The sequence below is a fragment of the Promicromonospora noduliphila genome, assembly GCF_056951025.1.
Genome location: NZ_CM167806.1, coordinates 1126279 through 1138837, shown reverse-complemented (window position 1 = coordinate 1138837; position 12559 = coordinate 1126279). Strand labels below are relative to the sequence as shown.

The following is a 12559-nucleotide window of genomic DNA, read 5'->3' as shown; positions in this document are numbered from 1 at the left end:
CGCACCTTCCCGGCACAGGCACCCGGCCGGGAAGGGAGACCACGATGACCGACCACGACGACACCAGCCCAGGACCCGCCCGCCCGCAACCGGCCGCCCCGGGACCCTACGGCCTGGAGCCGGCGGGGCAGGCTTCGGCCGATCCAACACGCACAGGCAGTGCCCTGGTGGCCGGGCAGATCTGGGCCATGCTGCGCCGCCTGGGCGTGGACCACGGGCGGATGCTGGTCTCCGGGAAAGACCCAGCGGCGCTCGCCGGGGCGCCGCACCCCAGCGCCGTAGACACCGGGGAGTTCGTCGCCGCGATCCCACCCGCGGGCTGGCCGCACAACGGGCTGCGCCTGCACCGGCGCACACCAGGCCCGCCCGAGGTGTACGACGTGATCGTGCACAACGCCCCGCAGGTGGACCTGCGGGCACGGCATCCGCAGAACACGGCGACCCTGGTGGACCTGCAGGGCCGGATGGTGCTCAAGGCGATGCGGCACACCAGCCCGGGCGGGTTCACCGTGGCGATCGTGTCCCACCAGGTGCTGGACATCCCGGACGCCAAGCACCGCCACCAGATGCTGGACCTGTCCGACCTGGTCGGCGCCGCCCGCCTCCCCGCCGGCCTCCTGCACGCACCACCCCAGCCCGGCCCCGCATCCGCCACCGGGCACGCGGTGGACCTGCTGGTGCTGCGGCGCCGGCCCGACGGTGACCGGGTGCGCAGCATGCCGTTCGTGTTCCTCAGCCCGGCAAAGGTCGACGGCACGCCCACCGTGGTGAACGAGTACTACGACGAGATGCCCGAACACGTCCTGGGCACACCCCACCTCGCGCGCACCGACCGCGGCCCCGTGCTCACCCTGGCCCACGAGCACGACGTCGGCGGTCCCGACCTGGGGCGGGCGCTGCACGACGTGCTGTCCGGGATCGCCCGGCGTGGGACCACGCAAGGCCTGACCGCCGCCTTCCCGCGGACACCACCAGACCAGCCCCCGACGCCTGGACCGACCGTGCCCCGCCGGTCCACGCGACCAGCGCCATCGACGGCTTCCCTGTCCCCGCCGACCAGGCCGGCCGACCGCCCGGGGGACACGCCACCGGCCGGACCGGGACTGTGAGCCGGCCATGGACGCGAACCACACCCCACCCACCGGCCACGGCCACGGTCCCGACCCGGGCATCGCCCGCCTCGCGGACCAGGCCGCCGTGCGCGACCACGACGACCAGGACGCCACCAGCCGGCACGAGCTGATCGCCTCGGCGCTGTGGCCGGCCCTGCGGGGCCTCGGTGTGGCCGGGGGGCGGATGTTTGTCTGGGGCGAGGACCCCGAGGTGTACGCAGGCGTTCGGGCCGACGACCGGCGCCTGCCACACGCCACGATGAGCGAGCTGACCGGCACCATCGCCGGCCCGGCCCGGCCACCCACCGGGCTGCGCCTGCGCCGCCCCGGGGAGTCCGAGAACCGGTTCGACCTGGTCATCCTGAACACGCCCCTCAACGACGTCGTACTGCGGGACCCGGCCAACGACGCGCACCACAGGAGGCTCCAGGTCGACCAAACACTCGGCTCGATCCTGCTGGCCCGCCCAGGTGGCATCATCGTCGTCCTGGCCGGCAGCCAGCTCCTGGACCACCCCGACCCGCAGCCCCGGCACCTGATCGCCCGGGGCGCCGAACTCCTGGGCGCGGTGCGCCTTCCGGCCGGAGCCCTGCGCAACACGCCCGGCAACGACGGTCCCGTCGACCTGCTCCTGCTGCGCCGCCACGAGCACGACACCCCACCAGCCACCAGCCCTCACATGCCCCAGGCCGGCCCGGCAGAGTCGGTCGGGTTTGTCGAGGCGGTCCAGGTCACCCGCGATGGCCGCGCCGTGCACCTCAGCGCGTACTACGACTGCTACCCCGACCGGGTCCTGGGCACCCTCACCAGCCAGGACAACCCCTGGGGGCCGCCCACCACGACCGTCCTGCCCGAGCCCGGCGGGTTCCAGGCGAGCCTGGCCCAGGCCCTGCGCGACATCACGACCACCGCCCGGGGGCGCGGGCTCGCCGCAACCGACACCACCGGACCGGACCTGGACGCACCCATCCCCTACCTGCATCCTGAGGGACACCAGGGGCCGAACCTGCCGACCGAGACCCGGGTAGCGGACCTGGACGACGCGCGACGCGTCGTAGCACGCCTGCGCGGCCAGCGCCGGCCTCCCCGCGCCCCGGGCGGTGACACCGACCGGCCCGCGCAGGGCACCGACCCGGACGGGCCGTCGCTGTGAACACCCCCAAGCCGGTCAGCTGCACGCGGGCGGGATCGGGCGGTGGTCAGTCGACGGGTGCCGAGGGCAGCGGGATCCGCACGTGCAGCGTCGTACTGCGGTCCAGGCCCGAGAAGTTGCTCGCATACCCATGCAGCTCGGCGTCCACCCACGCCGCCCCACCGGTAGGACAGGTCCCGGTGATGGTCTGGAACCCGGCCGTCCACCTTGCGGGCGCCGTGCCGTCGGCCGCGTCACCGGTGAAGTCCAGACGCTGGTCACGGTAGGTCTTGTCGACGTCGCCCAGGGAGTCCTGGCACCGGCCCACCTGGCTCCCATAGAAGTCGATCGACCGGATCCCGCCGTCGTCCTGGACCTGCAACGTGACGCTCAGGCTCGCCTCGGCCGGAGCGTAGTGCGTATCGCCATCGCTGAACGTGAAGCGCTGACCGGTCTGCTGATCCCGGACCTGCCACGAGAGCTCGGGCGCCGTACTGCCCGTCGTGGTCACCGGCACGGTGCACCGGGTCGCCACCAGCAACGGCACCACCATCACGAGCGCGGCCGCCACGAAGGCTCTGCCCGGCCCGTGTGTCGACGTCATGACGTTGCTCCCTCGGGTGACCGTCCCTTGTCCTACACAGAGCACGCAACCCCGAGCGTGATACCCCGCGCAGCGCCCCACGGGCTTCCCGGGCACGGACCACATCTGCGGCACGCCCCTGGTGGCGCAGCGTCGTCGCCGGAGACCACCCGCCCGGGAGCTCCTGGGTCTCCTGAGCACACCTGCCCGGTGACCACACCACCATCCCCTGGGAAGGACCGTTCTTGTGGACACCAACTCCGACCGGGTCCCGGTCCAGATAGCGACCTTCGATCCTGACGGGCACTGGGGCGAGTTCCTCGCCCAGGTGGCCCACCTGCGCGGCCACGCCTTCGCGGACATCATCTCCGTCACGTGGCAGCACACCCAGCACATCACCACCGGGCGACGCCACGCGGACGAACCGTTCCCGCGCGTCCTGGGCACCGCCGCCCAATGGCACGACGCCGGATGGCAGGTCCCCAACGACGCCCTCGGATACGACGCCGCCGAGCGTCCCGGGCAAGCCCAGGCCCGGCTGTACAGCCTCGCCGAGGTCACACCCACCGGACACCACGAAGACGGCACAGAAGACGCCTGGGAAGGCGGCAAGGCCTTCGATCCCGCAGAACCCGCCGGCCAGATCGGAACGCAGAAGCTGGCGCAACGCGTGTGGGACGACCTGGCGGCCCAACTCGAACGGCTCAAGTACGACCTGTCCTACACCTACGACGCCGACCGGCCCCGGGCCCTGATCGATCACCGGGACCGTGCCGTGTGGATACCGGGCTGGACGCCGCAGAACCAGCGCGTTGCCGAACTCGCCTACGCCGTGACCAGCGCGACCCTGCAGCCCACCGCCGAACGAGCTCGCCCGGCCCTGCAAGACACCATCGACGTCATCACGTCCTCGGCCACCCACATCGTCCTGACCGCCACCGGCCTGGACCCGGCCCCCGTGCCCTTCCCGAGCAGACACATCCCCCTGTCCCTGGAACCAGACCAGATCACCCAGCTCGTGCACGCTGTCGGCAAGTTCGCCTACGACGTGGCCCACAAGATCCTGTCCGGCATCAGCACACCACTACGGCACAACGGGCTCCCCGCACCATCGGAACAGCGCGGCCTCCGGCCGCCGTCCATGGAGGCCTCCGAGCAGGCTCCGCCGGACACGTCGCGCCCCGCGCCCGCCCCCGAGATCGACCTCTAAACCCCCGGGCCTCCGCACGCCCCGGCACCCAGCAGGCCCTGCACAGGACAGCACCCGCCCATGCGAACCGGGAAGGACGGCATCACGATGAATGCTCGGTACGTCGGGCTGGCTGACTACCTCGCCCAGCTCCCCTACGCGATCGGCTACCAGCTCGGCGACCAGCACATCGTCATCGGCGCATTCGACGCCGACAAGAACAACCTCGTGCTCGCCACGGTCGACTGGAACGACGGCCCCGACGACGACCACGAGACGGCCGACGAGATCACCGCACACCTCGCCCGCGCCCTCCGGGAACACGCCGTCGCCCGGCTGATCGTGACCGGCTACGGCCCCGACGGTCCCACCCGCTCACAAGCCCTGGCCGACGCACTCCAGGAGGCCTTCGACGTACAACCCGAACAGGTCCATGTCCACAACGGCCACGGTCGCCTCCTGGACCCCACCACGGGCCGTTGGGGGCCCGCAGTCCCCCTGGCCGGTGTCGTGCCGCCAGCAGTACTACAGGGCCACCCGGCGCCCGCACCCACTCGGGAAGCTCTCATGGAATCCGTGGCCCCGTTGCCGGCCCCGCTGTTCGATCCACTCGACACCAGCACGGCCGCTTCCCTGCGCGACCAGTCACCCCGGCAACGAGCCGACATCGCCCGACAAGCCCTCGACACCCTGGCCACAGGCCCAGGCAACGGCCTGGAACAGATGCGCATCCTGGCCCACCTGATCAACCTCGACTCTCTCGGCCGCGACGTCGTCCTCGCCCACGCCATCACCGGCGCCAAGGCCCTCATGGACGCGCGGACCAGCGCCCTGGTACGCACCTTCCGCGCCGCACCAACCCAACAACGACCCCAGCTCGCCGCCACGGCAGCAGCAGCCACCTACCTCACCGCCCAGCAGGCCCCCATCGCCGACGGGCTACTCCAACACGCCAACCACACCGACGACTTCACCGCGCTCATCGCCACCGCAGTCCGCCTCGGAATGGACCCCCGACCCCTGCGACCGGCCGTCGTCGAGGCCGGACAGCAACGTGTGGACGAAGCAGAAGAGCATTGGAATCACCAGCAAGCAACGGGGCGTCTCGGCGACGTACTCAACGAACAGACGAACCTCGCGATCGATTTCCAGCTGCACGCACAGGCACGGCACCCGCACCAGCACCCGCCTCACCCCACACCGCCCACCAACGAGCCGAACAGGCCAGTGAACCGGCCCGGGTTCCCTGCCGCTACTTTGCGGGTTCGGGCTCTCGGGTGAGTGCCTGGTAGTGGAGCGTCTCGAACTCTATCGGGGTGAGCATCCCGAGAGAGCCGTGGAGGCGTCGGTTGTTGTACCAGTCGACCCAGCCGGCGGTCGCGTACTCGACGTCCGCGAGGGTGCGGTAGGGGCCGGCGTGGAACACGGTGGTGCGGATGCATTCCGCTTTGAACAGGCCGTTCACGGTCTCCATCAGGGCGTTGTCGTAGGCGTCGCCCACGGTCCCGATCGACGGGTTGATGCCTTCAAGGGCGAGGTGTTCGGTCAGGCGAATCGCCGTGTATTGAGACCCGGCATCGCTGTGGTGGATCAAATCCCCAGGTGAGACAGGGTTTCCTTCCCTCTCGCGCTGCCACAGCGCGATCCGCAGCGGTGTCATGACCAACTCGACCTTCTTGCTGGAGCTGGCGTGCCAGCCCACGATCCGCTGGGCGAACACGTCCAGGACGAACGCGACGTAGACGAACCCGGCCCAGGTGCGGACATAGGTGAAATCGGTGACCCACACACGGTTCGGTGCAGGGGCCGTGAAGTCGCGGCCCAGCAGGTCACCGGCACGCTTCCCGTCCGAGCTCGGGATGGTGGTGCGCAGCTTCTTCGCCCGGACGACACCCTGAAGACCGAGGGCCCGCATCGCCCGGTCGACCGCACCGCGGGACGTGCCGGCCAGGCCGTGCTGGCGGCGGAGCAGGGCGAGCCACTTCCGCCGCCCGTACAGGCCCTCCGGAGTCATCTGCTTGCGCCCGGTGACGTCGTTGAACGTCCACGCGAGGTCGCGGACCGTGTCTTCGACCACGGCGTCGGTGATCGTGCGGTCCGCGATACGGGTCGGGCGCTTCCAGGCCCGGTAGGTCCTCGCAGCGATCGGCAGGCCCTGCTGGTGCAGGACGCGGAGGATCGACTCGACTGCGTAGCCCTGACTCCTCATCTCGTCGATGAACGCGCAGATCAGCGGTTTCGGGGGTCGAGCTCCCCCGCGAAGAAAATCGAGGCCTTCCGCAGGATCTCGTTGTCCTCCCGCAACCGCTTGACCTCGGCTTTCAAGCGTCTGACCTCGGCGGACTCCTCGCTGGTGACACCGGGCCGAGTTCCGTCGTCGACGTCGGCCTGAGCCAGCCAACGCCGCACCGACTCCTTCGAGACACCTTCCTGGCGAGCAACCGCTGTCACCGCCGCGGTCAGGGTGGGGTACTCCTGCTGGTGCTCGCGCACCAGTCGTACGCACCTCGCACGCAGCTGGGGATCGATCTTCTTCGGCATGCTGTTCATCCTCTCGGACTCAAACAGCAGCGGCATCAAACCCGGGCCGGTTCACCAGAGCCCGGCCACGATGGGCCCACGCTCTGACACACGACCCACGCGAGTCCCGTACAACGGGGCCACCGCATTCCGCTGCACTCGGCGCCGGCGCTCTGGCCGAGGCGGTGAACCGACCATGGATCCGACCGGGAACCCCAAGTTCGAGCCCGGCCCTGCGAACTGGCCGATCTGGCCACCACCATCGACCGCCTGACCGATCGCGCCTGCCAAGAACGGCGGGAACGGCAGGACCAACACCGCTGGTACGCCCTGAAGGCTTAAGTTCCAGGCGGAGCGTTCGGGGGCCAGGTCCGTGTCGGACCTGGCCCCCTTCGATCACCCCGGACAGACGGAGCGTGGTGTCATACCTACGATCACAGTTTCGCGGACTCGGACTCGGACTTGAGCTTGGAAGGGGCCAGCCGCTCGAGGATCTGCGCGGTCACCGGGTCCACCCGGTCGTCCTTCTCGATGTAGTGCGTCTTGGTGATCTCCGTGGACGTGTGTCCCAGCATCTTGGCCGCCAGCTCCACGTTGGCCGACCGCTCTACCTCGGTCGCAACCGTGCGTCGGAAAGCGTGCGGGCTTACACCTTCGATCTTGGCCTTTGCCAAGACCGCGCGCAGGCGACGACGTACGTTCGCCGTCGTCAAGGGTGTGCCGTTCCGACTAAAGAACACCAGGTGGTCGGAGCGCTCTCCGTCTATCTTGGCGAGCCGCTCGCTCAGCACCTTTGCGGTCCACGACGGGACCGCGACGGTCCGGGCCGAGGACGATGTTTTGGGCCTCGGCTGCCGGAACGTGCCCTTGCCCTTGATGTACACGATGGTGCCGCGGACACTGACCCGTACCGGGTCGGAGTCCAGGTCGACGTCGCACTTTCGCAGCGCGAGCACTTCACCGATCCGGCAGGATGTGCCGAGCATGACCTCGATGATCGCTTCCAGCTGGCCGTCTGGCTTGGGGCCTGGCAGGCCGTCTTCGCGCCTCCATTCGGACGCCGCCGTCCTGATCGCCTGGATCTGGTCGAGAGTCAGTGCAACCGTCTCGGTGTCGGCCTTCTTGATCCGCTTGGTGTCTCGCACCGGGTTGCTCGCCAGAGCCTCGTATCGGACTGCGAGACCAAACGCGAGGCTCAGAACTGTCTTGGCCTGCTTGGCCATGCTGGGGCTGCCGTTCTTGGCGACCGACTTCAGGAACCGGTCAATGCGCCCCACGGTGCACTCCCGCAGTGTGAAGTTCTCGAAGGCTGGCATCACGAGGTGGCGCATGTTCCGTTCGTACAGCGCGCGCGTGCTCTCAGCGATCGAGTCCTCCAGGTCGAGGTCCTCCAGCCACAGGTCCACCAGCTCGGTGAAGGAGCTGTTTCGTGTCAGGTCGCCGAAGCCCGAGCGAGTACCCCGGGTGGCGATCGCGGCCTTGAGCGCGATCTTGGCTGCCGTGTCGGTCGGACCGGTGGCTCGCACCTGGCGCGACTTTCCGTCGTCGTCCCGGTACCAGGTGCGGGCTTCGACAGTGCCGTTATCGAGATCTGCGAGCCAGATCTCACCGAAGGTGCCGACTGGTGTGCGCGGTCGTCCCATGTCGATCACCGCCCGTCCGTGCCGTCGCCAGGGCGTGACTCGCGCTGCTGCGCGATCCACGCACGCACGTCGCTCACTGCGTACTTGACGCGGCGGCCGACGATGATGGCGCGCGGACCCTTGTGGTCCACTCGCCAGTCCTGGAGGGTGGCGACCGGTATCCCGAGATACTCGGCCAGCTCCTCCGTACTCAGCAGCGGCTCCAGACCCACATCGGGTCCGCCGCTCTGGGATGTGGTGAAGGCGTCCATGCACAACAGGTGCGGACCTTCCTCCGTCGAGTTCCAGCACTCTCCGTACTCGAACCCCAGATCCGGCGCGGATGGGCCGCCCAGCAGCCCAATCTGTTGCGTTCTTGTTGCGGTGGTCAAGTCCTACAAACCTTTCAGGCCCGGAGATCCGCAGATCTCCGGGCCTGATTCGTAGCGGGGGCAGGATTTGAACCTGCGACCTCTGGGTTATGAGCCCAGCGAGCTACCGAGCTGCTCCACCCCGCGTCGGTGACTACCACCTTACGCACCCGTAGGGACGAACGCAAACCAGCGGTCCGGGTCGAGACGCAGGTCACAGGCGATCGAACCGATCCGGCCGTGGAACGATCGACCGCATGACGACGGAGCTGAGCGAGACCACCCTGACCGCCGACCGGATCGTTCACCTCACCGAACAGCTTGCCGCGCTGCCCCACCTGCGGCCTGGCCCCCGTACCAACGCCCTCTTCGACGGCCTGGTGCAAGCGGTCCTCGCCACGCCGGACCGGCAGGCCGAGGCCGTGCTCGCGCATCCGGAGGTCCACCGGCGCAGGGATGCCATCCGCGACCTCTCGGCACGCGGCGAGACGGCGCTCGAGCATGAGTGGGCCGAGCGCATCGCCGCAGCGCCCGACCCGCTGGCCGCGCTCGCCGCGTTCCCCTACCTCGACAACTACCACCGGCTCACGGCCCTGGAGACCCGCCTGATCACCCACGCGGGCGTTACGCCGACGTCGGTCGCCGTGCTCGGCAGCGGGCCGCTCCCCCTCAGTGCCCTCGGCTACGCCGACGCGCTGGGCGCCGCCGTCGTCGGCCTGGACCGGGACTGGGCCGCCGTGGGCCTCGCCCGCCAGGTGGCGAACCGGACCGCGGCCACGGCGGTCCGGTTCGCGCAGGCCGACGCCGCCGACGTCGGCCTCGCGGAGCACGACGTCGTGGTGCTCGCCGCGCTGGTGGGCGAGACGCCGTCGGCCAAGGCGGGGATCCTGCGGCGGGTGGGCAGCGCGATGCGGCCGGGGGCGCTGCTGCTCGCGCGCAGCGCGCGCGGCCTGCGGACCCTCCTGTACCCGCCCGTCGACCACAGCGCGATGCCGGGTTTCGAGGTACTGGAGGTGGTGCACCCCACCGACGACGTCATCAACTCGGTGGTGGTCGCCCGCAGGCTCGGCTGAGCGCGCGTCACGGCGCCGAGTTCTGGGCCTCCTCCGCCGCTATCGCGTCCTCCAGGGCCTGCTGCAGACGCTCCTGCGCCTCGCCGTACGCGGCCCAGTCGCCCTCGCGCTGGGCGGCGTTGGCGTCGTCCATGGCGTCGGCCGCCTCCTGCAGCGCGGCGTCGAGCTCCGTGGACGGGGCGTCGGTGGGGTCGGGCGCCGGCTCCTCGGTCGGCTCGGTGCCCGGTTCCTCCGTCGGCTCGTCGGAGGGCACGTCGTCGGGGCCGGCCGAGCCCGCGTCGCCGGCCTCGGCACCCGAGTCACCGCCGAACACCTGGTCCAGCGCCTCGTCGAGGGTCTCGGCGAAGCCGATGTCGTCACCGAACGCGACCAGCACCCGGCGCAGCAGCGGGAACTGGGTGCCGCCCGTCGACTGGATGTACACCGGCTGCACGTACAGCAGACCGCCGCCGACGGGCAGCGTGAGCTGGTTGCCGCGCCGCACCGTGGACGCGCCGATCTGCAGGATGTTGAGCTGCTCGGAGATCGTCGGGTTCGAGTCGAAGTTGTTCTGCACCTGGCCGGGGCCGGGCACCGTGGTATCTCGTGGCAGCTCCAGCAGGCGGAGCTTGCCGTAGTCCTCGGCCTTCTGGCCGTCCTCGCTCCCGGCATCGGCGTCGACGGCGAGGAACCCGGTGAGCACCTCGCGGTCCGTGTTACCGCCCGGGATGAAGGTCGACGTCAGGGAGAACGACGGCTCGTCCTGGCCCGGCATCTGCAGCGTCAGGTAGTACGGCGGCTGCAGCGGCGCGGTGGTCGCCTCCGACGTCGGGTCGGTCGGGTTGTTCCAGAAGTCCTGGCCCGAGAAGAACTCGGCCGAGTCCGTCACGTGGTACTGGCTGAGCAGGGTGCGCTGCACCTTGAACAGGTCCTCGGGGTAGCGCAGGTGGCTCATCAGGTCGCCGGAGATCTCCTCGATCGGCTTGACCGACGTCGGGAAGATGTTGCTCCAGGCCTTCAGCACCGGGTCCTCGGCGTCCCACGCGTACAGGTCGACCGAGCCGTCGTAGGCGTCGACCGTCGCCTTCACCGAGTTGCGGATGTAGTTGACCTCCTCCGGCAGCTCGACCGGGGCGCCCGTCTGCTGCTGCTGTTGCTGGGTGAGGGTGTCCGCGACAGCCTCGTCCAGCGGGGTCGACGTCGAGTACGGGTAGGCGTCGGTGGTGGTGTACGCGTCGACGATCCACTTCACCCGGCCGTCGACGACCGCCGGGTACACCCGGTTGTCGAGGGTGAGCCAGGGAGCGACCTTGCGGACGCGCTCCTGCGGGTCACGGTCGTAGAGGATCTGCGACTCGCTCGTCACGCGGTCGGAGAACAGGAGCTGCTCCTCGCCGAACTTCAGCGCGTACAGCAGCTTGCTGCCGAACGACCCGACCTCCGGCCCGGCGTCGCCGGTGAAGGTCGTGTTGACCTGGCCACCGTCCTCGGCGTCGTCGGCCTGGTAGTCGAGCTCCCAGGGCTCCGTACCCTCCGGCGCGCCGACGATCGAGTAGGTGGTGGTGCTGGGGCTGAAGTAGATGCGCGGTTCGTAGCCGCCCTCCTTGTCGGTGATGGCCCCCTGCGACGGGATGCCGCCCTCGAAGAAGGCGGGGCGCCCGTCGGGGCCCGGCTGGTTGCCGTAGGCGGCGACGACGCCGTAGCCGTGCGTGTACACGGTGTGGTCGTTGACCCAGTTGCGCTGGTCCTGCCCCAGACCGTCGAGGTTCAGCTCGCGCACCGCGATCACGGTGTCCCTGGACTCGCCGTCGATCTCGTACTTGTCGACCGACAGGGAGTCGTTGAAGTTGTAGTACTGCTTGTTCTGCTGGAGCTGGCGGAACGACGGCGACACGACCTGCGGGTCGAGCAGCCGGATCGACGCGGCGGTGTCGGCGTCCTCGCGCAGTGCGCCCTCCTCGGCCTGCGTCGTGGCGTCGTACTGCTCCTTCTCGACGTCGTCGATGCCGAAGGCCGCCAGCGTCGCGTCGATGTTGCGCTGGATGTACTCGCTCTCCAGCTCCTGCGCGTTCGGGTTGACCTGGAAACGCTGCACGACGGCGGGGTAGATGCCGCCGATCGCGATGGCGGACACCACCATGAGCCCGACGCCGATCGCCGGCAGGCGCCAGTCGCCCCGGAAGGCGGTGACGACGAACAGCGCGGCGACGAAGATCGCGACCACCGCGAGGATGCCCTTGGAGGGGATCACGGCGTGCACGTCGGCGTACGAGGCGCCGTCGAAGCGGTCGCCCGCGTTGGTCAGGATCGAGTACCGGTCGAGCCAGTAGTTGGCGGCGACCAGCAGCAGGAGCACCGCGCCGATGATGGCCAGGTGGATGCGCGCTGCCGAGGTGGTGCGGGGCCCGCCGGCCGCGGCCGGGCCGAGCCGGAGCCCGCCGTAGAGGTAGTGCGTGATCAGCCCGGCGATGCCGGCGATCACGACCACCGAGATGAGGAACCCGACGCTGAACCGCAGCGCGGGCAGGGTGAAGACGAAGAACCCGATGTCCATGTTGAACTGCGGGTCGGTCTCGCCGAACGGCTCGCTGTTGAACGCGAGCAGCACCGCACGCCACTGCGCCGACGCCGCGACCCCGGCGAAGAAGCCGACCAGGACCGGCGCAGCGATCATCACGACCCGGCGCAGCGGCTCGACCGCCTCGCGGTACTGGTCGAGCGTCGCCTGCTCCGGCGTGCTCGGCGCGTACACGGGACGCGACCGGTACGCGGCCGTGAAGGACCAGAACACGGCCCCGCCCATCAGCACGAACCCGACGACGAACAGGGCGGCCCGCATGCCCCACTCGGTCCAGATCACCCGCGAGAAGCCGAGCTGCCCGAACCACATCACCTCGGTCCAGAACTGCGCTAGCAGGAGCAGGGCTGCGATCACGACGGCGACCGCGACGATCGCCACCCCCAGCGGACTGCGGCGT

10 protein-coding genes and 1 tRNA gene are annotated in these 12559 nt (G+C 69.9%); 5 read left to right on the top strand and 6 right to left on the bottom strand.

Going from position 1 to position 12559, the window contains the following annotated elements; genetic code table 11:
• Positions 1-44 precede the first annotated feature (44 nt).
• Positions 45-1109, top strand: coding sequence for a hypothetical protein (locus AC0QU1_RS04920; protein ID WP_483574804.1), 1065 nt, complete (start codon positions 45-47; stop codon positions 1107-1109).
• A 7-nt stretch (positions 1110-1116) separates the two neighbouring features.
• Positions 1117-2265, top strand: coding sequence for a hypothetical protein (locus AC0QU1_RS04915; RefSeq protein WP_483574802.1), 1149 nt, complete (start codon positions 1117-1119; stop codon positions 2263-2265).
• A gap of 46 nt (positions 2266-2311) precedes the next feature.
• Here AC0QU1_RS04915 and AC0QU1_RS04910 read toward each other — a convergent pair whose 3' ends face one another.
• Positions 2312-2848 carry a hypothetical protein gene (locus AC0QU1_RS04910; protein WP_483574800.1) on the bottom strand — a complete coding sequence of 179 codons (537 nt, stop codon included), beginning with the start codon at positions 2846-2848 and terminating at the stop codon, positions 2312-2314.
• 226 nt (positions 2849-3074) lie between these two features.
• Between AC0QU1_RS04910 and AC0QU1_RS04905 the strand changes: the two genes are divergently transcribed.
• Together AC0QU1_RS04905 and AC0QU1_RS04900 are read left to right on the top strand one after the other, a co-directional pair.
• On the top strand, positions 3075-4037 hold the full coding sequence (locus AC0QU1_RS04905; RefSeq protein ID WP_483574799.1) for a hypothetical protein: 963 nt from the start codon (positions 3075-3077) through the stop codon (positions 4035-4037).
• A 60-nt stretch (positions 4038-4097) separates the two neighbouring features.
• Positions 4098-5297: a hypothetical protein gene (locus tag AC0QU1_RS04900; protein ID WP_483574798.1), complete on the top strand. Its 1200-nt coding sequence runs from the start codon at positions 4098-4100 to the stop codon at positions 5295-5297.
• Here AC0QU1_RS04900 and AC0QU1_RS04895 read toward each other — a convergent pair.
• From AC0QU1_RS04895 to AC0QU1_RS04880, 4 genes are all read right to left on the bottom strand, one after another.
• Positions 5269-6557 (bottom strand): IS3 family transposase gene (locus tag AC0QU1_RS04895; protein ID WP_483574796.1). Its coding sequence is split into 2 segments (ribosomal slippage): positions 5269-6284 and positions 6284-6557, totalling 1290 coding nucleotides; the frame shifts between segments, so codons are not numbered across the junction. The genes AC0QU1_RS04900 and AC0QU1_RS04895 overlap by 29 nt on opposite strands.
• A gap of 413 nt (positions 6558-6970) precedes the next feature.
• Complete coding sequence (locus AC0QU1_RS04890; RefSeq protein ID WP_483576629.1) at positions 6971-8179, bottom strand: tyrosine-type recombinase/integrase; 1209 nt, start codon at positions 8177-8179, stop codon at positions 6971-6973.
• Positions 8180-8184: 5 nt separating this feature from the next.
• Entirely contained in the window at positions 8185-8550 is a 366-nt protein-coding gene (locus AC0QU1_RS04885) for a helix-turn-helix domain-containing protein (protein ID WP_483574794.1), read from the bottom strand.
• Between the two features lie 52 nt (positions 8551-8602).
• A tRNA-Met gene (locus tag AC0QU1_RS04880) sits at positions 8603-8676 on the bottom strand.
• 110 nt (positions 8677-8786) lie between these two features.
• Here AC0QU1_RS04880 and AC0QU1_RS04875 point away from each other — a divergent pair.
• On the top strand, positions 8787-9602 hold the full coding sequence (locus tag AC0QU1_RS04875) for a nicotianamine synthase family protein (RefSeq protein ID WP_483574792.1): 816 nt from the start codon (positions 8787-8789) through the stop codon (positions 9600-9602).
• A 7-nt stretch (positions 9603-9609) separates the two neighbouring features.
• Here the strand turns inward: AC0QU1_RS04875 and AC0QU1_RS04870 are convergent, their stop codons facing one another.
• The gene (locus tag AC0QU1_RS04870; RefSeq protein ID WP_483574790.1) at positions 9610-12540 is read right to left on the bottom strand and encodes a UPF0182 family membrane protein; all 2931 of its coding nucleotides are present in this window, start codon (positions 12538-12540) and stop codon (positions 9610-9612) included.
• Positions 12541-12559 lie beyond the last annotated feature (19 nt).